Raw genomic sequence first — 24,975 nt, forward strand, 5'->3', positions numbered from 1 at the left:
AGCGCTGAAAAGTTAATGACAAATATTGTTAGATGGCCTAACAATTTTGATAAGAAGCGTCGCGTTGCCTGATCTGTTGGGCAACATGCACGCAAGGGGAGGGAAACGGATGTATGGAGGAGAGCATCACATCTGTGATTGCTGTGCATCTGTTGTTGTCCCCGAGTTTAAACGAGTTTGCGGAAAGCGTGCATAAAGCGGGCACCGTTACGACCAACTATAGGGAGAGAAAACATGATGATGAGAAGAACCGTATTGGGTGTCGCTGCGGCCGCACTTGCCGTGGGGATGAGCGCGACAGGTGCCTTGGCACAAGACGTCACGCTGCGCATGCACCAGTTCCTGCCACCACAGGCCAACGTGCCCAAGCAGGTGTTGGACGTTTGGGCCGATAAGGTTCAGGCAGACAGCGGCGACCGGATCAAGGTTGAACGTTATCCGTCGATGCAGCTTGGCGGCAAACCACCAGAGCTGATGGACCAAGCGATTGATGGTGTGGCCGATATCGTGTGGACCGTGGTCGGCTATACGCCGGGCCGCTATCCGTCGACCGAGGTATTCGAATTGCCGTTCATGGTGAACGATGCACGGGCGGCCAGCTCTGCCTATTGGCAGATGTTTGAAAAGCACATGAAAGATGGCGAATTCAAAGATGTGCACATCTTGGGCACATGGGTGCACGGCCCCGGTTTGTTGCACACCAATAAAGAGGTGCGCACGCCTGCTGATATGCAAGGTTTGAAAATTCGCGGCGGATCACGTCTGGTCAACCAGCTTTTGGAAACAACTGGTGCAACACCTGTTGGCATGCCAGTACCCGCAATTCCCGAAGGCCTGTCCAAAGGAGTTATCGACGGGACGACCATCCCTTGGGAGGTGACGCCTGCGCTGAAAGTGTCGGAACTGGTCAAGAACCACACCGAGTTCACGGGCTCTGCGCTGTATACGTTGACCTTTGTTCTGGCGATGAACAAAGACAAGTACGAAAGCCTGCCTGACGATCTGAAAAAGGTCATCGACGACAATTCCGGCCATGAGTTCTCGGTTTTTGCAGGGGGGACGCAAGCGGATGCAGATGGCCCCGCGCGCGAAATCGCGGTAGGTCTGAACAACAACATCGTCACCTTGTCCGACGCGGAAACGCAGGTTTGGCGTGATGCCGCGCAGCCGATCTATGCGAGCTGGATTGCTGACATGGACAGCAAAGGCATCGACGGTCAGGCCCTGATCGACGAAGCCCGAGGCCTGATGGACGCGTACGGTAAATAAGCTAACGACATTAGCCATGGCCTGCGGCGCATCAAACGCCGCAGGCCAATCGCCACACCAAAATTGTCTAACTTAAGAGATGTCATATGCATCGGCTGATACAATTTCTTGCCCGGTTTACAGCAGTTATCGGGGGGCTCGTCTTGGTCGTGCTGATTCTGATGACGACGCTTTCGATTATCGGGCGCACCGCGAACAAAGTGCTTCATAACGAGTTCTTCCAAACCCAGTTGAACGGCCTGTCCCAAGCCTTGCTTGACCTAGGGATCGGAGAGATCAACGGCAATTACGAACTGCTAGAGGCTGGCATTGCCTTCGCGATTTTCTCGTTTCTGCCGATTTGCCAGTTTTACGGAGCCCATGCGAGCGTTGATATCTTTACCTCGGTTCTGTCGCGGCGGGCTAACCGCTGGATCGCCGCATTCTGGGAGCTGATCCTGACAGCAGTGATTATTCTGATCGTCTGGCGGTTGTTCGAGGGGATGCAGCGCTATATCGGCAATGGCGAGACAACGCTGTTTTTACAATTTCCGGTCTGGTGGGCCTATGCCGCCAGTTTCGCCGCGGGCATCATATCCTGCATCGTCGCGGCATATTGCGCCGTTGTGCGTGTGATCGAAGCAGCGACCGACGCAAACATCCTACCCAGCGAACAAGGGGCACATTGACGTGACCAATCTAGAACTGGGCTTTTGGTCCTTTCCTGTGCTTTTGTTGATGATCTTTTTGCGCGCGCCGATCGGATTGGCGATGCTGCTGTGCGGATTTGGCGGCTGGTATTTCGCCATGGGCGGCAACCCGACCCCGCTGCTGGCCAAGCTGAAATCTGAGACCTACACGACATTTTCAAGCTATTCATTGTCGATCATTCCGATGTTTTTGCTGATGGGGCAATTCGCGACCCTGTCGGGCATGTCCACGGCGCTGTTCAAAGCCGCCGAAAGCTTTCTGGGGCATCGCAGGGGTGGTGTCGCGATGGCCGCCGTCGGGGCCTGTGCCGGCTTTGGCGCGATCTGCGGCAGTTCGCTGGCCACGGCGGCAACCATGTCCAAGGTCGCCCTGCCCGAACTGCGCCGCTATGGCTATTCAGGGGGCTTTTCCACCGCAACACTGGCGGCGGGCGGCACGCTGGGCATTCTGATCCCGCCTTCGGTAATCTTGGTGATTTACGCAATCTTGACCGAACAAAACATCGCCAAGCTTTTCCTTGCCGCGTTCATTCCCGGCATTCTCGCGGCGCTTGGGTATATCATTACGATTTCGATCTATGTGCGCCTTAACCCCAATTCGGCGGGTACGCGCCCTGCGGTGCCGATGGGCGAAAGGTTCAAGGCGTTGGCCAACACATGGCCAGTTCTGGTGATTTTTGTCGTCGTTGTGGGCGGCATCTATCTGGGATGGTTCACCCCGACTGAAGGGTCCGCCATCGGTGCGGCAGGCACGGGGCTTGCGGCGTTGCTGTCTGGCAGCTTGAACTGGTCGTTGCTGCGCGAAAGCCTTCTGGGCACTGCGAAAACCACCGGCATGATCTTCTTTATCGTGCTGGGGGCCGGGTTCTATAACGGTTTTCTGGCGCTGTCTGGCGTGCCGCAATTTATGTCCGATTGGGTTGTTGGGCAGGGCTATAGCCCCTGGTTGGTGCTGACAATCATTTTGGTGTTCTACCTGATCTTTGGTTGCCTCATGGACAGCCTGTCGATGATCCTTCTGACCGTGCCGATCTTCTTTCCGGTGATTTCAGCGATGGATTTCGGGATGAGCACGGAACATGTGGCAATTTGGTTTGGTATCTTGGTTCTTATTGTCGTCGAGGTGGGGCTGATTACGCCGCCCGTGGGGATGAACCTGTTCATCATCAACTCGATGGACCGCGAAACACCCATGACCGAAACCTACAAGGCCGTGATGTATTTCGTCGGATCCGACATCGTCCGTGTGATCATTCTGGTGATGTTCCCCGCGATCACATTGTTCCTGTTACCGGGCTAGGTTTGGCCCCGTTCCCGCGTTGCAGCGCGGGTGAAAACATTCATTAGGTCCGCCTTGTCCGGCGGGGCCAAGGAGGAATCATGACCAACAGTGCCAATTTGAAACCCCACAAAGTCATTAGAACCGACCGGCCGGACGGGGCGATTATCCTTGAGTCGGGCTATGATCTGGGGCCGGTGGCGCGGTGCACGGGCGATTGGCTGCATGATTGGGCCGCAGCGACGCCCGACAGGGCCTTTCTGGCCGAACGGTCAGGTGCTGGCTGGCGGACGGTCAGTTACGCCCAGGCGCTTGAGATGGTGCGGGCCATTGCCGGGCATCTTTTGGAGCGTGATCTGGGGCCGGATAAACCCATTCTGATCGTATCGGGCAACAGTATCGATCACGGGCTACTGTCGCTTGCCGCGCAATATGTGGGGGTGCCGACCGTGCCGGTGGCCGAACAATACTCGCTGATCCCCGCGGCCCTGCCACGATTGGATTACGTGGCCAAACTGGTAAAACCGGGCATGGTCTACGCATCAGATGCCACCCAATACGCAGGGGCCTTTGGGTTGGACAGCCTGAGCCGCGCGGAAAAGCTGTCCTCGGCCCCCGGCGACACAGGTGCGACCGATTTCAACAGCTTCCTGACGCCAGGCGGTGCGGATGTGGATGCAGCCTTTGCACAGATCACGCCCGATACATTGGCGAAAATACTGATGACCTCGGGATCGACCTCTGATCCCAAAGGCGTGCTGACCACGCAAAAAATGATGACCACGAATCAAGCACAGCTGGCCCAAGCCTTGCCCTTTGTGACGACGCGGCCCCCGCAACTGGTGGATTGGCTGCCGTGGAACCACGTCTTTGGCGGGTCGCATAACTTTAACCTTATGCTGGCAAACGGCGGCAGTCTGTACATCGACGAAGGTAAGCCCGCCGTTGGGATGTTTGACAAAACCCTTGCCAATCTGCGCGAGATTTCCGGCACGATCAGCTTTAATGTGCCAGTCGGGTTCGCCCAGCTGGTCACAGCGCTGAAGGCAGACAAGCAGTTGCGTGAACGCTATTTTGCGCAGCTTGATATGATCTTTTACGCGGGGGCGTCGCTGCCGCAGGCAACCTGGGCCGAGCTGGAACGCCTTGCCATGGAGACGCGTGGCAAGCTGCCGTTGATCAACTCATCTTGGGGGCTGACAGAAACCGCGCCAGCCGCCTTGTTGCAGCACGAACCGGCAAAGGGCGCGGGTATCGTGGGCGTGCCGCTGCCCGGTGTGACCGTGAAATTGATCCCTGATGACGACGGGCGCTGCGATGTGCGGGTGGCGGGGCCGACGATCACCAAGGGCTATCATGACAATCCCGATAAATCCGCTGATGCGTTCGACGAAGACGGGTTCTTTGTCACGGGCGACGCGATGCGTTTTGTCGACCCGGAGGACCCTTCGCGCGGGCTGATGTTTGACGGGCGCATGTCCGAAGACTTCAAGCTGATGACGGGGACATGGGTGCGCGCGGCGCAGCTGCGGCTGGATATGCTGGCTGCCTTGGCCCCTTATGTGTCGGATCTTGTGCTGACAGGTCAGGGTCGTGCCGAAGTGGGCATGTTGCTGGTGCCCAACCACGCCACGATCAAGGCCGAGGGCTGGCAGGTGTCGGATGATGCGGGCGCAATGATCTGCCCGCCGCTGATGGAAAAGATCGGCGCAGTGATGAAGAAATTGGCCTCGAAAACAATCGGCAGCGCGTCGCGTGTGACGGGTGCGGTCATCATGACCGATCCGCCTTCGATGGGCGATGGAGAGGTCACGGCCAAAGGCAATCTTAACTTTCCCAAGATGCTGATGCGCCGGGCGGAATTGGTCGACCGGGTTTACGATCCCGCAGACGGTGCGCGTATATCGGCGGTTTAATGCAATAAACTGCCCAATAGGGCGAGTTGTCTTGCGGCAGTATTTAGTAAGTGCACAATAAAGCATCGACGTTTGGGAGGACCGAGATGACCGCTGCCAACACAATAGCGAATGCAGTCACATATTTCGTCGACCGTCACACTGAAGAAGGGCGCGCTAACAAAGTTGCGTTCCGAGAGATTGGCCGTGACCGGACATTGACCTACGGAGAGATGGCTGCGGGGGCGGGGATGGTTGCGGGCGCGTTGGCGCGCGCCGACATTCGCCCCGAAGAACGCGCAGCAATATTGGTGCTGGACCAGATCGAATTTCCGCAGATTTTCTGGGGTGCCATAAAATGCGGGGTTATTCCCGTGCCCCTCAACACGCTTTTGGCGGCCTCCGTCTATGATGCGATCCTGCGGGATGCACGGGCTGCGATCCTTTTTGTATCGGCCGAGCTGTGGGACGTCACCAAGGACGCGGTCGCGGGAAACCCCTATTTGCGGCATGTGGTGGTGATCGGTGACCCGGTCGACGGCACCACCAGTTTTGACGATTTCATTGCGTGTGCCGCGCCGCGCGACACCTTGCCGGTCAGCCCGGATGAGGTTGCATTCTGGCTTTATTCATCTGGGTCGACGGGCCAGCCGAAAGGCGTCGCGCATGTGCATTCCGCCTTGCGGGCGACCTCTGACACTTACGGGAAACAGGTGCTTGAAATTGCCGAGGACGATGTTGTGTTCTCTGCCGCCAAGTTCTTTTTTGCTTACGGTCTCGGCAATGCCATGTCGTTCCCACTGTCTGTCGGGGCAACGACCCTGCTGCTTGCGGGCCGCCCGACGCCCGATGGTGTTGTGGATATTCTGAACGCCGAAAAGCCGACTGTATTTTGCGGCGTGCCGACGCTTTATGCCGCGATGGTCGCCCATATGGACAGCGCGGGCAGCCTGAAGGTGCCACTGCGCACCTGTATTTCAGCGGGCGAGGCTTTGCCGGAAGAGGTGGGGTTAAGGTGGGAAAAACACGCGGGCACCAGCATCCTTGACGGTGTGGGATCGACTGAAATGCTCCATATTTTTCTAAGTAATCGCAAAGATGATCTGGTGTATGGCACATCGGGTGTTGCTGTGCCCGGTTATACGCTGCGTTTGGTGGACGAGACAGGCGAGGACGTGCTGCCCGGCGGCGTGGGCGAATTGTTGGTGAACGGGGCCTCGGCTGCGAATTCATACTGGAACCAACGCGACAAATCCCGCAACACTTTCGAAGGTGTTTGGACCCGGACAGGTGACAAATACGAGTTGGCCGAGGATGGCCGGCTGACCTACTGTGGGCGCACGGATGATATGTTCAAGGTGTCCGGCATCTGGCTGTCGCCGTTTGAGGTTGAAGGTGCGCTGGTCAGCCATCCGCGCGTGTTGGAAGCCGCCGTTGTGGCTGCCGAAGACGCCGACGGGCTGGAGAAACCCAAGGCTTTCGTCGTGCTCAAGGATGGCAGCGCGGATGATGCCTTGCTGGCCGAGCTGAAAAGCCACGTCAAAGAAAAGATCGGCAAATGGAAATATCCCCGCTGGATCGAGGTGGTCGAAGACCTGCCCAAAACAGCGACGGGAAAAATACAACGGTTCAAATTGCGAGGGGAAGCATGATGGGTGTGACATGGTCAAATGAAGCGGGTCAGCGGCTGACGGCGGGTGGGAAATCTCTGGAATATGCTGCATGGGGCCCAAAACCTGCCGATGCTCCAACGCTTGTGTTGCTGCACGAAGGGTTGGGCAGCGTTGCGTTATGGCGTGATTTTCCGCAGGCGCTGGTGGATGCCACCGGCTTTGGTGTGCTGGCCTATTCGCGGGCGGGCTATGGGGCATCTGATCCCGTTGATCTGCCGCGCCCGCTGGACTACATGACCCGCGAGGCGGAACAATCTCTGGGCGATGTGCTGGATGCTGCGGGGATTGAGCATGCGATTTTGCTGGGCCATTCCGATGGGGCCACGATTGCCACGATCTATGCGGGGTCGGTGTCCGATATGCGTATCCGGTCGCTGATTCTTTTGGCTCCGCATTTCTTTACCGAGCCGGACGGTTTGGCAGCGATCAGATCGGCAGGCGATGCCTATGCCAATGGAGGGCTAAAGGAAAAGCTGGCCAAGTATCACGACAATGTAGATGTCGCGTTTCACGGCTGGCATGATGTCTGGACTGATCCGGGGTTCGCGGCGTGGAATGTCGGCGATAGCATCGACCATTTGCGTATACCGGTGCTTGCCATTCAGGGGCGCGATGATCCTTACGGAACGCTGGCCCAGATCCAAGAGATCGAGACCCGGATATATTCCCCTCTGGAAACAGCGATTTTGGACAACTGCGGGCATGCGCCGCAGTCGGATCAACCCCATGCCACCTTGGAGGCGGTCCGTGAATTCTGCGCCCGCCTAGACCGGATTGAACGCGAAATCGTTCAGATGGCCTAGGGCATGGGCGTTTTGGTTCCACCGCATGCACATGTGCCGGGCCTGAACGCGCGCCATCCCGAAGATTGGTTTGATCATATCAAGGCGAGTGCCACCGACGAAACGCCGGTTCAACTGCTGCATCAGACCGAGGCGTGGCAGGCCGGGTTATCCTATTTCCATGGCGGGTATTTTTGGGAATGCCACGAGGTTCTAGAGGCGGTTTGGATGCATGCGCCTGATCCCTCACCTGAACGGACCTTTGTGCAATCCATGATCCAACTGGCCAACGCGCGGCTGAAAGTTCGGATGGGCAAACCGAACGCGGCGCGTAGGCTCTGTGCTATGGTCGATGATCTGTTGGGGCAATGCGGGGCGGCTGAAACGATTCTGGGGCTGCGGCTGAGCGATACCAGTGCTTGGGTCGAAGCAACGCGAGTGCAGATAAATATGCTAGATAATGCATGAAATACCAAGTTACTTGGCCTAAATTCAGAAATATATGGCAATAATATGCCATATTGTGCACTAATTGACCAAAGAGACGGTGTTGTGAAGTGGCGACAAACCGGACCGACAAGGGAGACTGCATGTGACCAAGATTATCGATTTTCAAACTGATCCGTCCAAATATCGCCACTGGAAAATCGATTATGATGGCCCTGTTGCCAACCTCTATATGGATGTGGATGAAAACGGCGGGCTGTTTGAGGGCTACGAGCTAAAGCTGAATTCCTATGATCTGGGCGTTGATATCGAATTGGCAGATATCGTGCAGCGGATGCGGTTTGAACATCCAGAGGTTAAAGTCATTGTGATGCAATCGGCCAAGGACAAGGTGTTTTGCGCCGGTGCCAATATCCGCATGCTTGGCGGCGCTGCGCATAGTCACAAGGTGAACTTTTGTAAGTTCACCAACGAGACGCGCAACACCTATGAAGCGGCGCTGGCAGACAGTGGCCAAAACTATATCTGCGCGGTCAAAGGGGCCTGTGCAGGGGGCGGATACGAACTGGCTCTGGCGTGCAATCACATCATGCTGACCGATGATAGCACGTCCTCGGTTGCCCTGCCCGAGGTGCCGCTGCTGGCGGTTCTACCCGGTACAGGCGGCCTGACCCGCGTCACCGACAAGCGCAAGGTTCGCCGGGACCGCGCCGATGTGTTTTGTTCGATCGAGGAAGGCGTGAAGGGCAAGCGTGCCAAGGAATGGCGTCTGGTCGATGAGGTGATCCCGAATTCAAAGTTTGACGAAACGGTGGTTGCACGCGCACGCGAGATGGCTGCAAATTCGGACAAGGTAGATGTGGCGCAAGGTATTGAACTCACACCCCTGTCGCGAAGCTTCACCGCGGATGGCATCACCTATTCCACCGTTGAGGTGGTGCTGAACCGCAGTGCAAAACGCGCGACGGTGACCATCAAAGGGCCAGATGCCGCGGCCCCTGCCGATGTGGATGCGTTGGCAGCTCAAGGCGCAGAGGCATGGATATTGCGCTGTGCACGGGAACTCGACGACGCCATCCTGCACTTGCGCAACAACGAAAAGGAACTGGGCCTGATCGAATTTCAGACCCAAGGTGATCCGGAGCTTGTGATCGCCCATGAGGCGCTATTGCTGGCCAACAAGGATCACTGGCTTGCCAATGAAATCCTGCAATACTGGAAACGTGTGTTGAAGCGGGTTGATATGACCTCGCGCAGTTTGGTTGCGATTGTCGAACATGGATCGTGCTTTGCAGGCCCCTTGGCCGAACTGCTGTGGGCCGTGGATCGCAGCTATATGATGCTTGAGGAATTTGACGGGGATAACCGCCCCCTTGCGACGGTGACCCTGAGCGATGGCAACTTTGGTACATATAAAATGGGCAATGACCTGACCCGGCTTGAAACGCGGTTCTTGGGTACGCCCGAGGATATCGCGACGCTTGAGGGCCTGAAGGGTCAGCAGCTTGAGGCCGATGCCGCCGATGATGCCGGATTAGTCACTTATGTCTATGACGACATCGATTGGGAGGATGAGGTGCGCCTGTTTATGGAGGAGCGCGCCAGCTTTAGTCCCGATGCCATGACGGGGATGGAGGCGAACCTGCGTTTTGCCGGCCCCGAAACCATGGAAACCCGCATATTTGGCCGCCTGACCGCGTGGCAGAACTGGATTTTCCAGCGTCCCAACGCGGTTGGCCCTGACGGCGCGCTGCAACGTTACGGCACAGGCATGCGCGGTGAATACAACATGGAACGTGTGTAACGGGCGCGGATTTTTTCAAAAAATCCGACCCAAAATCTTTGAAAGATTTTGACCCCACGAGGAGGAAATCAATGATCGACCTAATCAACGTAAGCTATGACACCCAAATTCCGAATAACGTGAATCTGAGCCAGGACAAAAAGGTGCTGAAAGCGCTGGAGAAATGGCACCCGGGCTACATCAATTGGTGGAACGACCTGATCCCGCAAAACTTTCAGGAATCGATGGTGTATTTGCGCACGGCCGTGTCGGTTGATCCAAAGGGCTGGGCAAAGTTCGATTATGTAAAGATGCCCGAATACCGCTGGGGTGTTTTGCTGGCCCCCGCGGTTGAAGATCGTAAAATCCCGATGGGTGAACATTACGGCGAACCCGCGTGGCAAGAAGTGCCCGGCGAATATCGCAATATGCTGAAACGTCTGATCGTGATCCAAGGCGATACGGAGCCGGGATCGGTCGAGCAGCAGCGCTTCCTTGGGCTGACCGCGCCATCGCTTTACGACATGCGCAACCTGTTCCAAGTCAATGTCGAGGAAGGCCGCCACCTGTGGGCGATGGTATATCTGCTGCAAAAATACTTTGGCCGTGATGGGCGTGAAGAAGCGGATGATTTGCTGGTGCGGTCCTCGGGTTCGGATGACAGCCCGCGCATGCTGGGCGCGTTTAACGAAGAAACGCCGGATTGGTTGTCGTTTTTCATGTTCACCTATTTCACCGACCGTGACGGCAAAATGCAGCTGGAAAGCCTTGCGCAATCCGGGTTCGACCCGCTGTCGCGCACCTGCCGCTTTATGCTGACCGAGGAAGCGCACCACATGTTTGTCGGCGAAACCGGCGTGGGGCGCACCATTCAAGCGACGCTTGAGGCGATGAACAAGGCGGGCATCACCGACCCCTATGATATCAATAAGATCCGCGATTTGGGCGTGATCGACCTGCCCACGATCCAGAAAAAGCTGAACCTGCACTATACACTGTCGCTGGATCTGTTCGGCCAAGAAGTATCGACCAACGCGGCCAATGCGTTCAACTATGGTATCAAAGGCCGGTACATGGAGCAGCGGATCGACGATGATCACAAACTGCAAAACGATACCTATGCGGTGACGTCAGTGAAGGATGGCAAGATCATCACCGAAGACGTGCCTGCGCTAACCGCGATCAACATGCGTCTGCGCGATGATTATGTGCGTGATGCGGCAGGCGGTGTCGGGCGCTGGAACAAGCAGATCGCCAAGGCTGGGATCGATTACGAATTCAAGATGCCGCACGAGGGTTTCCACCGTCAGATCGGCGTGTTCAGCGCCGTGGCTGTTGACCCCGATGGTAATATCATGTCGTCGGATGAATGGCACAAACGCAAAGACGAATGGCTGCCGACCAAGGCGGATGGTGATTATATCCAATCGTTGATGGTACCTTGCTATGAGCCGGGTAAATACGCCAGCTGGATCGCCGCACCCAAAGTTGGCATCGATAACAAGCCGGGCGACTTTGAATATGTAAAGTTGCACATGGCCTAAAGCGCGCGGTGGGGTGTACCCACCCTACGCAGATAAAAACGATGGGTGGGCTTTGGTCCGCCCATCCGCACATAAAGCCGCAGGAGCATGCGTCATGAACCAGCCCGTCAAACAGCACCTCATCGACCCCGAGATCTGTATCCGGTGCTATACCTGTGAAATGACCTGCCCTGTGGGCGCGATTGAACATGACGACAACAATGTCGTGGTGAATTTCGACACCTGTAATTTTTGCATGGATTGCATTCCCGTCTGCCCGACTGGATCGATCGACGAATGGCGCGTGGTCGACACACCCTACACGCTGGAGCAGCAGTTCGAGATGGACGAGCTGCCCGATCAAGAAGACATCGCCGCACCCGCCCCATCGTCGGACGAGGGGGCCGTGGACCCAATTGCGGCATTATTGGCCGAGGCACATAAAGGCGCGGGCGGAAAAGCCAAAGCACCGCTGACGGCCAGCAAGCCCGCCGTAAATATGTACAACCTTGGCAAGCCGGCCAAGATGAAGGTGCAGGGGAATTACCGTCTGACCGATGACCCTGACCACGACTTGCGGCACATCATCCTTGACCCCGGCGCGCTGCCGTTTCCGGTGCTCGAAGGGCAATCGGTTGGCATCCTCCCCCCCGGCACCGATGCAGATGGCAACGCGCATCTTCCACGGCTTTATTCGATTTCTAGCCCGCGGGACGGTGAGCGCCCCGGTTATCACAACATCTCGCTTACGGTGAAACGCGAGGAAGGCGGGCTGGCGTCAAACTTCCTATGTGATCTGGAAACCGGAACCGAGGTCGAGGTGACAGGCCCCTTTGGCGCGACATTCCTGATGCCAAGCGATCCGAAGGCGCATTTGCTGCTGATCTGTACAGGGACCGGTTCCGCGCCTATGCGCGCCTTTACCATGCAGCGCCAGCGCAGCGGCGCGACAGGCGGCATGACAATGTTCTTTGGCGCGCGTACGCCGCAAAGCCTGCCGTATTTCGGCCCGCTCAAGAAGATACCGGAAAGCCTGATGAAACAGCATCTGGTGTTCAGTCGCGAGGCGGGCACAGACAAGGAATATGTGCAGGACCGGATTATCGCTGAGCAGGAAGCCATCGCGGAATTGTTGGTCGATGAACACACCTATATTTATATCTGCGGGTTGCGGGGCATGGAGGAAGGTGTTGAAAGGGCGATGACTTCAATCGCCGAAAGCATGGGGCAGCAATGGGAAGCGTTGCGCGACACCATGCGTGAAGACGGCCGCTACCATGTGGAAACCTACTGAATGACCGACACGCCTTTTGTTCATGAAATTCGCGTCACTTGGGGCGATTGCGACCCGGCGCAGATCGCCTATACCGCCCGTCTACCATGGTTCGCCCTAGACGCGATCAATGCCTGGTGGGAAGAACATTTCGACGGCGAAGGTTGGTTTCAGATGGAAATCGACCGCAATATGGGCACGCCTTTTGTGAACCTGTCGATGGATTTCAGCAGCCCCGTCACCCCGCGCCATCGTCTGATGTGCGAGACTTATCCGACGCGGCTGGGCGAGAAGTCCATCACATTCGGGATGAAAGCCTATCAGAATAATGTGCTGTGTTTCACGGGCAGCTTTACCTGCGTGTTCACCCAAGCGGACGTTTTCAAAAGCATGCCAGCACCTGATCGTATCCGCAAAGTGGTCGAACCGCTGATACGCGAAGGGTAATGCATTTTTTTGCAGAATATTCTTGATCCCGCGGGGTATGGCGGTAATCTTGCACTATTGTTCATTTATGGATGTTTATGCCGGATAGTTTGCCCCCGCCCACACCAGGCGAAGAGCTGATCAAGCGGATTGCCGTGCGGGTACGAGAGGCGCGAAAATCCCGTGGCCTACCTCGCCGTGTCTTGTCTGAGTTGTCTGGCGTGTCACCACGTTATCTGGCCCAGCTTGAGGCGGGAGAGGGCAATATCTCGGTGATATTGCTGCAACGGGTTGCCGGTGCGCTTGACCTCAAGATCGATGCATTGCTGGCCGAGAATATGCCGCTTGACCGAGACGCCGAAAGGATGGCGCAGGTGTTCAGCAAGGCCAGCCCGGACATTCAGCAACAGGTGCGTGCGTTATTGTTCGCGCACAGCCAGACCGAATTGCGGGCGGGCCGTATCTGCCTGATAGGTCTACGCGGTGCGGGAAAATCGACATTGGGTAAATTGGCGGGCGAAGTGCTTGGGCTGCCATTTATTGAATTGAACAAAGAGATCGAGGCCGCGTTGGATATGCCAATTGCTGAAGTGCTGGCGCTTTATGGGCAAGAGGGATACCGCGAGCTTGAGGCTGAAGCGCTGGAACGGGTCAGCGCGACGCATGATAGAATGATCCTTGCGGCTGCGGGCGGCATCGTCGCCGAGAAAACCACTTATGTGCGGCTGTTGCAGCGGTTTCACACGATCTGGCTTCATACCAGCCCTGCGGAATATATGCAGCGTGTGCGGGCCCAAGGTGATGAGCGTCCGATGGAAGGTAATCCTGCGGCAATGACCCAGTTAAAGACCCTGTTGGACACCCGTACACCGCTATACGAACGCGCAGATTCGCAGGTCAATACGTCAAACCGCCCGGTCAAGGCATCGCTCAAGGACCTGCTGCGGATTATTGAAAAACGCCGTTTTCTGGATGTGCTTGACGGGTGACCGCGCCACGGCAAAGCCATGTGGTGTTGTACGATTTGGGCACGGCCTGCTTGGATCTGATCGCCGCGCTGTCTAGGGCCGGGTTCGCCATCAGCGTGATAGAGCCTGACCGAGATGATGCAGTACGGGTGGGGGATATCCTTGGCCGACGGCTGCCTGATCTGCAGTTGCGCGTGGACAGTGGCGTGCCGGGCTACTGCGATGTGTTCGTTTGCCACGCCGCCGCCGCAGGGCACGCACCGCCGGGTGCATTGGTTGTAGTTCTGAACGGACCGCAGGGGTTTTCTAATGTACCCGCACCGGCCCGTACTGTCGCACTGAATTTACTGGACCCCCGCTTGATCGAAGTCAGCCTTGGTCGCGCCTCGGCCGAGCTGCGTGGTAAAGCCTTGGATTTCGCCAATGCGCTGAATGTGCCGGTGATTCAAATTGAGGGGGGCGCATTTACCGGCACGATCTTGCAAGATACGGCCCTTGCATTGGCGGACCGACTTTTGCTGGTGGGCATTACCCCGTGGGAGTTGGACGAGGCGTTGGAAAAGGCAGGGTTCGTCCAAGGGGTGCTGAAGGCGCAGGACCATATTGGACTAGAGGTTGCCTTTGCCCGGCGCCGGGCGGCTGGCACCGATCTTTTGGTGGCTGATCGCATGGTCCGTGAGGGCAGGCTCGGGCGGTCTATCGGGGTCGGATGGTATCGCTATCCGGGTGGTGGCGGCGCGGTGATCGATCCGCTGATGGAAGATATGATCGTCGAGGAAGCCCGCTTTGCCCGGATTGACCAACTGCCGTTGGCGGCAACCGAGGCCTCGGACGCTTTGATCGTCGGGGTTATGAATGCGGCCAGCGCAGCACTGCAAAGCGGTGTGACGTCTCAAGAGCTGGATCAACTGGCGTTTTATGCGTTGGGGCTGCCGGACCTCACGGCGCGCGCACGGTCCTTAGGGCAGGGGCCTTTGACACAACAGTTGCGAAACCTGCACGCGGTTCACCCTGAACTTTGGGCTCCATCCCCTTTTCTGCCGCTGCTTTTCTAATGTGCCTGGAATAGCGGGTACGAAAAAGGGCCACGTAGAACGCGGCCCTTTTCCCAAGATTATGTGGATGTAATTACATCGTCCAAGCCATACGTGCAGGGTGATATTCAAACCCGATGTGGTGGCCCGCGCCAACCAGACCTTCTTTGGTGTGGTTATAAAGCGAGCGCCAGTATGGTTGGATTGTCACGCCTTCGCCTTGGATCAACGCCTCGCCTTCAGCCATGATCGCACGGCGTTTTTCAACGTCAGCAACAGACAGCGCTTTGGTCAACAGGGCATCGAATTCGGGGTTGGACCAGCCGAATTCATTCCATGCCTCACCGGAACGATAGGCCAGCGCCCAGATTTGCACGCCCAAAGGCCGCGCGTTCCAGTTGGTCGAGGAGAACGGGTATTTTGTCCAGTCGTTCCAGAACGTCGAACCGGGCAGGATCGTCCGCTTGACCTTGATGCCCGCATCCCGCAATTGCGCGGCAACGGCATCGGTGGTGTCCTTGCGCCAAGCATCGTCGATCGAGAACAACTCGTGCTCGAAATCAGCCATGCCTGCCTCTTCCATCAGCGCCTTGGCAGCAGCAGGATCGACCTTGCGCGGGGGCAATTCCGCGTATTCCGGGTGCATCGGACCAACGTGGTGGTTTTCGGCAACCAAGCCGCGCCCGGCATAGCCAAGCTCAAGCAGGACGGCATTATCAACCGCCATTGTAATGGCCTGACGGACACGCGCATCGGCGTATGGCTTCATGCCGTCCACTTCGGCAAGCTGGTTGGGACGGACCACGATGGTCGCCGCAGTGGCAATTTCGTTTTCGTTCCAGCCATCAAGCGTTCCGAACACGTCGATGAATTCACCCTCGATCGAATAGGTTGCATCGATTTCGTCAGCTTCGGCTGCCGCAACAAAAGCGGAGGGGTCTGTGCCGTAGTCGATGTATTCCAGACGGTCGATATAAGGCCCGCCATACACCTCGGTGCCCCACCATGTGTGTTCCGTGTTTCGGACCAAGACGCTTTTTACACCTACTTCAAGCGATTCAGGAAGGTAGGCACCGGTCCCAATGGGGTTGTCCAGCATGGTTTCTGGATCAAAGCCTTCGGGAACAATTGCGGCGGGATAATCGGCCATGCCGGGGATCAAGGTGATATCAGGGCGCGGCAGCGTCAGCTTGACCGTGTGGTCGTCAACAGCGGTAATCGAGCCTTCGATTGCCTTGCCTGTTTCCTCGTCGATCAGGGTCGCAAAACGGCCGGCCATCGAATTGCCCTCGACGGCCTTGTCGCACCATCCTTCGATGTTGCGCACAACGTCGGCGGCGGTAAAGGCTGTGCCGTTGTTCCAGGTGACGCCCTTGCGCACGTTCAGGGTATATTCGGTGGCGTCGTCGTTGATTTCCCAGCTTTCCAGCAAGGCGGGGGTGAACGTGCCGTCATTTTCCCAGATCGCCAGATATTCCAGCCACCCGCGCGAGAAGTTCGCGATTTGTGACCAGTCATAGGTGCGCGGATCTTTGAGGGCGCGCACTTCCATTTGCATGCGGACTGTGCCGCCTTCTTTGTGGGCGGCAGCGCTGGCGGGGGCGGGCAGGCCGATCATGGCATAGGCGGTGGCAGTGGTTGCGCCAAATGCGCTGGCCAACGCCAGAAATTCGCGTCGGTTTACCGGATCTGCCTTGGCAGCCTCGGCTGATTTTAGAATGGCCTCTGGCAGGGGCTTACCGGTACGGGTCAAAAAACTCATGATCTTCCTCTCTGTTGGTGTGACTACGGCTTTTGCCGCTTTCCACGTTCGCCCCCATGGCTGTAGCCGCAGGGTTGGTGATGCAGTTGATCTGCGCTTGTTACCCAGTTGAACCTAGGCTTGGTTGGCTGAGTGTCAACTTTGCGTTGCCATGCGTCAAGACCGTAGCCGGGCATTAGCCGTTAAAGCCTTGGAAATGAGAAAAATGCGGCGCGTTGCGCCATTTGATTTTGGCATCTGCCACAGGCAGATGCGTGCCTCCGGCGGGGATATTTATGAGCCAGAGAAGTCAGGGCGTGGTGGTTTGCCGTGCTGCGGCGAGCAGGTGTTCGAGCCTGTCCAGATCACCGATTTCATTTGCGAAGATCAGCACGAGCCGTGCGTTAAGGGCATGGCTTTGCGCGTCGGTCAAACCGGCATGGGCATCCATCAGCGCATTGTAAAAGCTGTCCGCGTCGAGGCCGAGGGTGTCGTCGAGGATCATATCATTGCTCCGAGGGCGCGGTCACGGGCCGCGATGATTGCGGCGGGGGCGGGTGTGTCAAAGACGGCGCAGACATGACCGTCGGGACGCAGGAGGTAGATTTTATCCGTACCGTAACGGGTTTCGGCGTGGCCATCCGTGGCGCGGTAGCAAGGATAGTCTGCGGATTGGTTGATGCCGATGCGCGCGATGCCTGCGATATCGGGCAGGGTCATTGGGCTGGCGGTGATCAGGGTAAAATTGCCGTGGGTTGCGGTAAGTAACCAGGTTTGGTCCTGCCCGTCATGCAGGGGGGCATCGATCAGCGCGGTACCTGGCGGCACCAGCGCGGCACCCGGGGTTTGCAGGGGGGAAGCGGAGAGATTGCATGGTTGTGACAGCCGGCCCGAGTTGATCAGTTTGCACGCAAAAGGGTGTTCGGTAGCAAGCTTGAGAACCTGATCACGAAAGAGGGCCTCGATGGGTGACTTGGGCGTCATGAAATTGGTGGCGCGTGACGAGTTGATGATGTTTTCTGCGGAGCCGTGGACCCGTTCGATGTTGTAGCTTTCGAGAAGCGGTTCGCGGGCGTTTCCCTGCAGGACTGCGGCAAGTTTCCAGCCCAGATTATCCACGTCTTGGATGCCGCCATTACCGCCCCGAGCGCCAAAGGGGCTGACCACATGGGCGCTGTCGCCGACAAAGATCACGCGGTTATGCACGAAGCGATCCAGCTTGGCGCAGCGAAATTTATAGACGCTCATCCAGTCGAGGCGAAAGGGGGTATCGCCAACGATGGCCTTGATGCGCGGGATGACTTTGGCCTCGGTCGCTTCTTCCTTGGGGTCGGTATCGGGTCCAAGTTGCAAGTCGATACGGTAGATGTTGTCGGGCTGTTTGTGCAGCAAGGCGGATTGGCCACTATGGAACGGCGGGTTGAACCAGAACCAGCGTTCGGGTGTGTCGTCGCTGCCAAAAGGCGAGGTTTCCATCTCTACGTCAACGATCAGGAAGTGTTCCTCGAAGGTTTGGCCGTTGAAGGGGAGGTTCATGCGTTTGCGCGTGGCCGAACCCGCGCCGTCGCAAGCGAGGTAATAGTCGGCTTCGACTGTGTAGTCGCCATCGGGGGTGGTGATATCAAGCGTGGCATGGTCGCCGTGGTCACTGTGATTTGTGACCTTGTTGAGGAAACGCAGGTCGATCAGGTCGGGGAATTCTGCAGCGCGTTCTGCCAGATATTGTTCGACGTAATATTGCTGCAGGTTGATGAAGGCTGGATATTTGTGACCCGGCTCAGGCAGTAGATCGAAGGCGTAGACCTGATTTTCGCCGTGGAAATTACGCCCGACTTTCCAGGTGACGCCCTTGGCCAGCATCCGTTCGCCAACCCCCAGACGATCAAAGATTTCGAGGGTCCGTTTCGCCCAGCAGATTGCGCGCGAGCCAACGGACACCACATTGTTGTCATCCAGCACGACCGACGCCGTGCCACGTTGGGCCAGATCAATCGCCATCGCCAGCCCGATGGGGCCAGCGCCGACGATCACCACGGGATGGCGGGGTTCGGGCCGCGTCAGGCCCGGAGGGGGCGTATAGGGGAATGGGGCGTAATCATAGGCCATGGCGGGTTTAGCTTTGCAATTGTTCCCACATCTCGATGTCGCGTTTGTCGGTCCAGATGCGGGGGTGACTGATCCCGCGGGCCTCGTCATAAGCGCGGGCGACGTTGAAGGGCAGGCAATGTTCATAGATCGCGTAATCAGCGAATTTTGGGTCGCATTCCGCGCGCACAGCATCCCATGCGTCTTTCAATGTGCCGTTACGTGCAGCGACGCGGGCGGCGGGGCGGTACGTGCTTTCGACGAAGTCGCGGGTATTTTCAATGGCGGCGTTTACCATGTCGCTGCCCACCAGCGCATCGCCGCGACCGGGGGCGATGGCATCGACATCATAGGCTTTGATCGCGTCCAGCGTATTACCCCAATCGGCGAAATAGCCGTCGCCACAGTAGCAGGCGGAATGGTATTCAACGATATCACCGGTGAACATGACGTTTTCATCGGGGACATGGACGACAATATCGCCCGCAGTATGGGCGCGGCCCAGATGCATCAAGTCAATACGGCGGTTACCGAGGTACACAGTCATACGGTCGTTGAAGGTGGTCGTGGGGTAGGTGAGCCCCGGAATGGATTCATGCCCCTCGAACAGGCGGGGGAAACGTTGGAATTCGCTGTCCCAATCTTCTTGGCCACGCTCATTGACCATGCCGCGTGCCATTTCAGACATGATGATCTGATCCGCGTTGAAAGCCGAGGCCCCTAGGACGCGGACGGCGTGGTAATGGGTGAGTGCCACATGGGTGATGGGCTTGTCGGTGACCTCGCGGACTTTCTCGATGACTTTGCCCGCGAGGCGGGGGGTCGCCTGCGCCTCGACGATCATGACGCTGTCATCACCGATGATGACGCCTGAATTCGGATCGCCCTCGGCGGTGAAGGCCCAGAGGTCTTTACCGACTTCGGTAAAGGAGATCTTCTTTTCGGTCATGTCCCCTTGGGATGCGAATTTCTTGGCCATTTGTATTCCTTTATCGACTGTCTGCGCGCGGGGCGATTGTGGGTGCCTCCGGCGGGAGTTTATTTGGCAAAATGAAGCGAGGATCAGGGTTGCGGTTTGGCGGGAAGAATTGTGCCGGAGCAGGCACCAAACCCGATCCGGTAGCCGTTGCCTTGGGCGTGGCCGGTCAGGATCATTGTATCGCCGTCCTCGATAAAGCTGCGGGTGGAGCCGTCGGACAGGGTGATAGGTTCCTTGCCGCCCCAGCTGAGTTCAAGCAGGCTGCCACGTTCGTTTTTTTCGGGGCCCGAGATCGTGCCGGAGCCGAGCAAATCGCCAGCGTTCATCGCACAGCCAGACGAGGCGTGATGCGCCAGTTGTTGCGGCGCGGAATAATACATCGTGTTGTAGTTTGTACGTGCGAGGACTTCTTGTTCGCCGCCATCGGGTTGGATCAATATGCTTAGGTCGATGTCATAAAGCATCGGTTTGGGTTCTTGCAGATAGGGCAGTAGTTCCTTCTCGCGGTCCGGTGTCGGGGTCCGGAACGGGTCGAGCGCTGCGGCTGTCACGATCCAGGGGGAGATTGAGGTTGCAAAGGCTTTGGCTTGGAACGGGCCGAGCGGTTGATATTCCCAGGCCTGGATGTCGCGGGCTGACCAGTCATTCAGCAGCACGTAGCCAAAGATCATTTCATCTGCTTCGGCGACGCTGATCATGTTACCCATTTCGGTAGAAGTCCCGACGATGGCACCCATCTCAAGTTCGATATCCAGGCGTTTGCAGGGGCCGAAAGTCGGCGTATCGGCATCTGGTGCTTTGAGCTGCCCGTTCGGGCGATAGATGTCGGTGCCCGAGACAACCACGGTAGAGGCGCGGCCGTTATAGCCGATGGGAATGTGCAGCCAATTGGGCGGCAGCGCGTTTTCCACCCCACGAAACATCGTGCCGACATTGGTGGCATGGTGACGGCCAGCGTAGAAGTCCGTGTATTCGGAGACAACGAAAGGCATGTGCAAACGGATTTCCGACATCGGCACAAGATGTGGGGCGGCTTTGGCTTGATCAGGACTGCCGGAGGCGAGAAGAGCGGTAAGTTGCGCGCGCAGCTTGGCCCATGTGTCTGGTCCCAGATCCATCACGTCGTTCCAATAAGGCACGTCAAACACCGGGTCGAAATGCAGCAGGATCAGATCCTCGGCCTCGACCGCGGCCATGTCCAGAACCATATCGCCAATGGCAACACCGCAACGCGGTTCAAGGCTGTCGGTCGAAAACACGCCATAGGGCAGGTTGTTGAGTGGGAAATCAGTGTCGGCGCTGTTGGCGCTTTCCACCCATGAAGTCAGCAATGTCATAGTCTGTCCTTGAATTAATTTGTCTGCGCGACCCTTGGATCAGAGCCTATTTCTTGCCCGGTGTACCGTCGAACTTTTTCTCGAGGCTGTCCCAACAATCGATGTAGTCATCCTGCAAGGGGGCCTCCTGCGCGGCGAACTTGGTCAGATGCTGTGGGAAGCGGGTTTCGAACATAAACGACATTGTATTGTCGAGTTTTTCCGCCTTGAGATCGGCATTCGACGCGCCCTCGAACGCATTTTTGTCAGGCCCGTGGGGCAGCATCATATTGTGCAGCGACATGCCACCCGGGATAAACCCTTTGGGCTTGGCGTCGTATTGGCCATAGATGTTGCCCATGAGTTCGGACATGACGTTTTTATGGTACCATGGTGGGCGGAACGTATCCTCGGCGACCATCCAGCGTTCGCGGAACAGCACAAAATCGATATTCGCGGTGCCTTCGACGCCCGACGGGGCTGTTAGCACGGTAAAGATCGACGGGTCGGGATGGTCGAACAGGACAGCGCCCACAGGGCAATAGGTGCGCAGGTCGTATTTGACAGGGGCGTAATTGCCGTGCCACGCAACGACGTCCAAGGGGGAATGGCCGATCTTGGTTTCGTGAAATTGTCCGCACCATTTGATCGTCACGGTTGAGGGCGCATCGCGGTCTTCGAACGCGGCGACCGGTGTTTTGAAATCGCGGCGGTTGGCCATGCAGTTTGCGCCAATCGGGCCACGACCGGGGAGTTCGAATTTCTGGCCGTAGTTTTCGCAGACAAAACCGCGCGCTGGGCCTTCGATGACTTCGACGCGGTAAACCAAACCGCGCGGGATGATCGCGATTTCCTTGGGTTCAAGGTCGATCACGCCCAATTCTGTGCAAAACCGCAAACGGCCCTCTTGGGGGACGATCAACATTTCGCTGTCGGCGGAGTAGAAATAGGCATCGACCATGCTGTCGGTGACCAGATAGATGTGGCTGGCCATGCCGATCTGGGTGTTCACATCGCCCGCCGTCGTCATGGTGCGCATGCCGGTCAGCCATGTGAGTTTCTGGATGGAATGCGGCACCGGATCCCAGCGGTATTGACCAAGGCTGGTCACGTCCTGCGGGATATGCGGCGCGGATTTCCAATAGGGCAGATCGATTTTTTCATAGCGGTGCGAATGTTTCACCGACGGACGGATGCGGTAGCACCATGTGCGTTCGTTCTGATGGCTGGGCGCGGTGAAGGCCGTGCCGGACAGCTGTTCGCCGTACAGGCCGTAATTGCATTTTTGCGGGCTGTTCATGCCTTGGGGCAGGGCACCGGGTAACGCTTCGGTTTCAAAGTCATTGCCGAAACCGGGCATATAGCCTGCGGTCGTGCCCATCGGGCTGGTTGCTGTCGTCAGGTCGGATGGGGTTACTTGGCGGTTCACGAAAGCCTCCCTTGCAAAATCTGTTGCGTTTGTAATAGTTGTTTTTGTAACTAACAAGCGGTCCCTTACATGTCAGACGCCGATTTCGACCTTACCCAGTTCCTGCCCTATCTGCTGAACCAAGCAGCCGAGGCAAGCAGTCTGGAGTTCCAGAAAATCTATAAAGACCGGTATGGGATGCTGAGAACCGAATGGCGGGTGCTGTTTCATCTCGGGCTTTACGGGCGCATGACCGCAAGCGAGATCGGGGCGCGCGCAAATATGCACAAGACCAAGATCAGCCGCGCGGTGCAACGGCTGGCAGAGCGGCGTTTCGTGACGCGTTCCCGTGACGATGCCGACCGCAGGGTCGAACATCTTGCCCTGACGGCACAGGGACAGGCGGCCTATGCGGATCTGCATCAGGTTGCGCAACGCTATGATGATGAGCTGACGGCGGGCCTTGGCCCGGCAGAGCGCGCAGCGCTGAAAAAGATGCTGGTGGCGCTTTCGGCGAAATTTCCTGCGGGCTTTACTTGAGCGCGGTTCGGCGTCACCGATAGCACATGAATGATCAAGCCCGTGGATTTCTAATTACCTTGATCGGCGTCCTTTGCGTGGTGCCGGATTCGCTGTTTGTGCGGCTGATTGATGCGCCTGCGCTTACGATCGCGTTTTGGCGGTTGGTGGTGGCTGGCGGGTTTATCTGCGGCTGGATATTTTGGACCAAGGGTTCGGGGCCGTTCCTCGCGGTGCTGAAAACCGGGCGCTACGGCGCGATATATATGGTCGGTACAGGGGCGAGCGGCGTTTTGTTTGTGCTGGCGGTCAGTCTGACGTCGGTCGCCAATGTGGTATTCATCATCGCATCGCTGCCTGTTTTCGCCACGATCTATAGCCGGATTTTTCTGGCAGAACCGATCAGCCGGCGGATGTTGATCACGATTGCAGCCGTCTTGGTGGGCATGGCACTTATCGCCTACGGGTCGGGGCAGTCGGGGCATGCCAGTTTGGCGGGCGATCTGCTTGCTTTGGCCGTGTCCGCATTGTTCGCAGCAGGTTTGACGGCGGCGCGTTATGCCAAGGCCGTGTCCATGGTGCCGGGGGCGGGCTTGTCCTATTTGATTGCTGCAGGGTTGATTGCACCCTTTGCCGTGCCTCTTGCGATGCCCGTCGATCAGGCCCCACTGGTGTTGGGTCACGGTGTGTTCATTATGGTGAGTTCGGTCTTGTTGGCGCTTGGCCCGCGCTACATTCCCTCGGCCGAGGTTGGGTTGCTGGTACTTTTGGAATCGGTGCTGGCACCGCTATTGGTCTGGGCCGTCGTGGGCGAAAACCCGGGTGCCTATGCGTTGACCGGCGGGGGGCTGGTGATCCTGGCGCTGTTCACATCAAATATGATGGCCTTGTCGCGCCGGGACCGTATCAGAAATTGATCTCTACTCCGGGCAGGTTGAGAGCCTTCATCAGATCGCGTAACTCTTGGCGGGCGGCCACGTTCGAGATGTTGAGTTGTTTGACGCCGATGTCCTTGAGGTCCAGCAGAGTCAGCCCGCGCGGGAACAGCTCGCGGAAAATGACCCGCTCGTTAAAGCCGGGCGCAATCCGAAAGCCGATCCGCTTGCTGAGGTTCAGGATCGCACGCTCCATCTTGTCTTTGTTGACCATGCGCTGCGCGCCCATCCGGTTGCGCACGACGATCCAGTCAATCGGGGCAAGCCCGGCCTGAGCGCGCAACTGCCGCGCATTCCAGACCATTTCGGAATAAACCGACGGGCCGGTGATTTTGTCGCCAGTGGCATCCGTATGGGCCAGCAGATCAAAATCGATAAAGCTGTCATTCAGCGGGGTGATCAGCGTGTCGGCCAGCGAATGGGCAACCTGGCTAAGCCGGGTGTGCGAACCGGGGCAGTCAATCAGGATAAAATCGCTGACCGGTTCCAGCTCGGCAATGGCGGCGCTAAGACGGTGATCATAGATGTTTTCACCGGGCTTTAGGGCATCGGCCTCTACCTCGGGCAGTTCGTGCATGGACGGGGATGGCAGATCGAGATCGGCGGATGCGAGAAATGATTTGCGATTGTCGATATACCGCCCAAAGGTGCGCTGGCGCAGGTCGAGGTCCAAAACACTGACCCGGTGGCCCATCCGCGCAAGGGCGGTTGCGACATGCATTGAAACGGTTGATTTGCCCGCTCCGCCTTTTTCATTTCCGACGACGATAATATGCGCCATTTCCAGCTGTCCCTTCTACTCCCCCGCTTTTGCCGGGGCCACATTGGGGCGAACCATATGGCAGATATGGTGCTTTTGAAAGGACTAGCGCGCCCAGTATTGTGGTTATTGTATCAGGGCTTTGCCGCGTTCCATCTTGTGATGAATTGGCGGGCGTCACGGCGATGCGG

22 protein-coding genes are annotated in these 24,975 nt (G+C 57.4%); 15 read left to right on the forward strand and 7 right to left on the reverse strand.

What is annotated here, in order from left to right; genetic code table 11:
• The first annotated feature begins 234 nt into the window (after positions 1-234).
• The 13 genes from BM347_RS16080 to BM347_RS16140 all read left to right on the forward strand — a co-directional run bounded on the left by BM347_RS16080 (position 235) and on the right by BM347_RS16140 (position 15,062).
• The gene (locus BM347_RS16080) at positions 235-1,269 is read left to right on the forward strand and encodes a TRAP transporter substrate-binding protein (RefSeq protein WP_093917528.1); all 1,035 of its coding nucleotides are present in this window, start codon (positions 235-237) and stop codon (positions 1,267-1,269) included.
• Between the two features lie 149 nt (positions 1,270-1,418).
• Positions 1,419-1,937: a TRAP transporter small permease gene (locus tag BM347_RS16085; protein WP_425442476.1), complete on the forward strand. Its 519-nt coding sequence runs from the start codon at positions 1,419-1,421 to the stop codon at positions 1,935-1,937.
• A gap of 1 nt (position 1,938) precedes the next feature.
• Positions 1,939-3,258, forward strand: coding sequence for a TRAP transporter large permease (locus BM347_RS16090; RefSeq protein ID WP_093917530.1), 1,320 nt, complete (start codon positions 1,939-1,941; stop codon positions 3,256-3,258).
• Between the two features lie 80 nt (positions 3,259-3,338).
• On the forward strand, positions 3,339-5,153 hold the full coding sequence (locus BM347_RS16095; protein ID WP_093917531.1) for a feruloyl-CoA synthase: 1,815 nt from the start codon (positions 3,339-3,341) through the stop codon (positions 5,151-5,153).
• A gap of 86 nt (positions 5,154-5,239) precedes the next feature.
• Entirely contained in the window at positions 5,240-6,784 is a 1,545-nt protein-coding gene (locus BM347_RS16100; protein WP_093917532.1) for a benzoate-CoA ligase family protein, read from the forward strand.
• On the forward strand, positions 6,781-7,608 hold the full coding sequence (locus tag BM347_RS16105; RefSeq protein WP_342742195.1) for an alpha/beta fold hydrolase: 828 nt from the start codon (positions 6,781-6,783) through the stop codon (positions 7,606-7,608). The genes BM347_RS16100 and BM347_RS16105 overlap by 4 nt, the downstream gene beginning before the upstream one ends.
• Positions 7,609-7,611: 3 nt before the next feature.
• Complete coding sequence (locus tag BM347_RS16110; RefSeq protein ID WP_093917533.1) at positions 7,612-8,055, forward strand: DUF309 domain-containing protein; 444 nt, start codon at positions 7,612-7,614, stop codon at positions 8,053-8,055.
• 124 nt (positions 8,056-8,179) lie between these two features.
• A complete protein-coding gene (gene boxC / locus BM347_RS16115) occupies positions 8,180-9,838 on the forward strand; it encodes a 2,3-epoxybenzoyl-CoA dihydrolase (RefSeq protein ID WP_093917534.1) in 1,659 nt (552 codons plus the stop codon).
• A 71-nt stretch (positions 9,839-9,909) separates the two neighbouring features.
• On the forward strand, positions 9,910-11,361 hold the full coding sequence (gene boxB / locus BM347_RS16120; RefSeq protein WP_093917535.1) for a benzoyl-CoA 2,3-epoxidase subunit BoxB: 1,452 nt from the start codon (positions 9,910-9,912) through the stop codon (positions 11,359-11,361).
• A gap of 94 nt (positions 11,362-11,455) precedes the next feature.
• The gene (gene boxA / locus BM347_RS16125; RefSeq protein WP_093917536.1) at positions 11,456-12,634 is read left to right on the forward strand and encodes a benzoyl-CoA 2,3-epoxidase subunit BoxA; all 1,179 of its coding nucleotides are present in this window, start codon (positions 11,456-11,458) and stop codon (positions 12,632-12,634) included.
• Entirely contained in the window at positions 12,635-13,060 is a 426-nt protein-coding gene (locus tag BM347_RS16130; protein ID WP_093917537.1) for an acyl-CoA thioesterase, read from the forward strand.
• A 77-nt stretch (positions 13,061-13,137) separates the two neighbouring features.
• Entirely contained in the window at positions 13,138-14,028 is an 891-nt protein-coding gene (locus BM347_RS16135; protein ID WP_093917624.1) for a helix-turn-helix transcriptional regulator, read from the forward strand.
• Complete coding sequence (locus BM347_RS16140) at positions 14,025-15,062, forward strand: 3-hydroxyacyl-CoA dehydrogenase family protein (RefSeq protein WP_093917538.1); 1,038 nt, start codon at positions 14,025-14,027, stop codon at positions 15,060-15,062. The genes BM347_RS16135 and BM347_RS16140 overlap by 4 nt, the downstream gene beginning before the upstream one ends.
• A 73-nt stretch (positions 15,063-15,135) precedes the next feature.
• Here BM347_RS16140 and BM347_RS16145 read toward each other — a convergent pair whose 3' ends face one another.
• From BM347_RS16145 to hmgA, 6 genes are all read right to left on the reverse strand, one after another.
• A complete protein-coding gene (locus BM347_RS16145; protein ID WP_093917539.1) occupies positions 15,136-16,803 on the reverse strand; it encodes an ABC transporter substrate-binding protein in 1,668 nt (555 codons plus the stop codon).
• A 289-nt stretch (positions 16,804-17,092) separates the two neighbouring features.
• Positions 17,093-17,287 carry a DUF2783 domain-containing protein gene (locus BM347_RS16150; protein ID WP_093917540.1) on the reverse strand — a complete coding sequence of 65 codons (195 nt, stop codon included), beginning with the start codon at positions 17,285-17,287 and terminating at the stop codon, positions 17,093-17,095.
• Positions 17,284-18,888 (reverse strand): FAD-dependent oxidoreductase, encoded by a 1,605-nt coding sequence (locus BM347_RS16155; RefSeq protein ID WP_093917541.1) that lies wholly within the window; start codon positions 18,886-18,888, stop codon positions 17,284-17,286. The genes BM347_RS16150 and BM347_RS16155 overlap by 4 nt, the downstream gene beginning before the upstream one ends.
• A gap of 7 nt (positions 18,889-18,895) precedes the next feature.
• Positions 18,896-19,846 carry an MBL fold metallo-hydrolase gene (locus BM347_RS16160; protein ID WP_093917542.1) on the reverse strand — a complete coding sequence of 317 codons (951 nt, stop codon included), beginning with the start codon at positions 19,844-19,846 and terminating at the stop codon, positions 18,896-18,898.
• An 83-nt stretch (positions 19,847-19,929) separates the two neighbouring features.
• Positions 19,930-21,183: a fumarylacetoacetase gene (fahA, locus tag BM347_RS16165; RefSeq protein ID WP_093917543.1), complete on the reverse strand. Its 1,254-nt coding sequence runs from the start codon at positions 21,181-21,183 to the stop codon at positions 19,930-19,932.
• 46 nt (positions 21,184-21,229) lie between these two features.
• Positions 21,230-22,543 carry a homogentisate 1,2-dioxygenase gene (hmgA, locus tag BM347_RS16170; RefSeq protein ID WP_175498609.1) on the reverse strand — a complete coding sequence of 438 codons (1,314 nt, stop codon included), beginning with the start codon at positions 22,541-22,543 and terminating at the stop codon, positions 21,230-21,232.
• Positions 22,544-22,660: 117 nt separating this feature from the next.
• On the opposite strand from hmgA, the gene BM347_RS16175 reads away from it, so the two are divergent.
• Both BM347_RS16175 and BM347_RS16180 read left to right on the forward strand, forming a co-directional pair.
• A complete protein-coding gene (locus BM347_RS16175; RefSeq protein ID WP_093917545.1) occupies positions 22,661-23,110 on the forward strand; it encodes a MarR family winged helix-turn-helix transcriptional regulator in 450 nt (149 codons plus the stop codon).
• A gap of 26 nt (positions 23,111-23,136) precedes the next feature.
• Entirely contained in the window at positions 23,137-24,006 is an 870-nt protein-coding gene (locus BM347_RS16180) for a DMT family transporter (protein WP_093917546.1), read from the forward strand.
• Here the strand turns inward: BM347_RS16180 and BM347_RS16185 are convergent.
• Positions 23,996-24,805 carry a division plane positioning ATPase MipZ gene (locus BM347_RS16185; RefSeq protein ID WP_093917547.1) on the reverse strand — a complete coding sequence of 270 codons (810 nt, stop codon included), beginning with the start codon at positions 24,803-24,805 and terminating at the stop codon, positions 23,996-23,998. The genes BM347_RS16180 and BM347_RS16185 overlap by 11 nt on opposite strands.
• Positions 24,806-24,975 lie beyond the last annotated feature (170 nt).

This window comes from Sulfitobacter marinus, from assembly GCF_900116285.1.
Lineage (GTDB): Bacteria > Pseudomonadota > Alphaproteobacteria > Rhodobacterales > Rhodobacteraceae > Sulfitobacter > Sulfitobacter marinus.

Excerpts from the sequence above, each read along its gene's own strand:
- BM347_RS16180 (WP_093917546.1), top strand. The coding sequence starts at position 23,137 with ATGAATGATCAAGCCCGTGGATTTCTAATTACCTTGATCGGCGTCCTT.
- BM347_RS16185 (WP_093917547.1), bottom strand. The coding sequence starts at position 24,805 with ATGGCGCATATTATCGTCGTCGGAAATGAAAAAGGCGGAGCGGGCAAA.
- BM347_RS16105 (WP_342742195.1), top strand. The coding sequence starts at position 6,781 with ATGATGGGTGTGACATGGTCAAATGAAGCGGGTCAGCGGCTGACGGCG.
- BM347_RS16110 (WP_093917533.1), top strand. The coding sequence starts at position 7,612 with ATGGGCGTTTTGGTTCCACCGCATGCACATGTGCCGGGCCTGAACGCG.
- boxB (WP_093917535.1), top strand. The coding sequence starts at position 9,910 with ATGATCGACCTAATCAACGTAAGCTATGACACCCAAATTCCGAATAAC.
- BM347_RS16130 (WP_093917537.1), top strand. The coding sequence starts at position 12,635 with ATGACCGACACGCCTTTTGTTCATGAAATTCGCGTCACTTGGGGCGAT.
- BM347_RS16150 (WP_093917540.1), bottom strand. The coding sequence starts at position 17,287 with ATGATCCTCGACGACACCCTCGGCCTCGACGCGGACAGCTTTTACAAT.
- BM347_RS16145 (WP_093917539.1), bottom strand. The coding sequence starts at position 16,803 with ATGAGTTTTTTGACCCGTACCGGTAAGCCCCTGCCAGAGGCCATTCTA.
- BM347_RS16175 (WP_093917545.1), top strand. The coding sequence starts at position 22,661 with ATGTCAGACGCCGATTTCGACCTTACCCAGTTCCTGCCCTATCTGCTG.
- fahA (WP_093917543.1), bottom strand. The coding sequence starts at position 21,183 with ATGACATTGCTGACTTCATGGGTGGAAAGCGCCAACAGCGCCGACACT.
- BM347_RS16100 (WP_093917532.1), top strand. The coding sequence starts at position 5,240 with ATGACCGCTGCCAACACAATAGCGAATGCAGTCACATATTTCGTCGAC.
- BM347_RS16135 (WP_093917624.1), top strand. The coding sequence starts at position 13,138 with ATGCCGGATAGTTTGCCCCCGCCCACACCAGGCGAAGAGCTGATCAAG.
- BM347_RS16160 (WP_093917542.1), bottom strand. The coding sequence starts at position 19,846 with ATGGCCAAGAAATTCGCATCCCAAGGGGACATGACCGAAAAGAAGATC.
- boxA (WP_093917536.1), top strand. The coding sequence starts at position 11,456 with ATGAACCAGCCCGTCAAACAGCACCTCATCGACCCCGAGATCTGTATC.
- BM347_RS16095 (WP_093917531.1), top strand. The coding sequence starts at position 3,339 with ATGACCAACAGTGCCAATTTGAAACCCCACAAAGTCATTAGAACCGAC.
- BM347_RS16155 (WP_093917541.1), bottom strand. The coding sequence starts at position 18,888 with ATGGCCTATGATTACGCCCCATTCCCCTATACGCCCCCTCCGGGCCTG.
- BM347_RS16080 (WP_093917528.1), top strand. The coding sequence starts at position 235 with ATGATGATGAGAAGAACCGTATTGGGTGTCGCTGCGGCCGCACTTGCC.
- hmgA (WP_175498609.1), bottom strand. The coding sequence starts at position 22,543 with ATGGGCACGACCGCAGGCTATATGCCCGGTTTCGGCAATGACTTTGAA.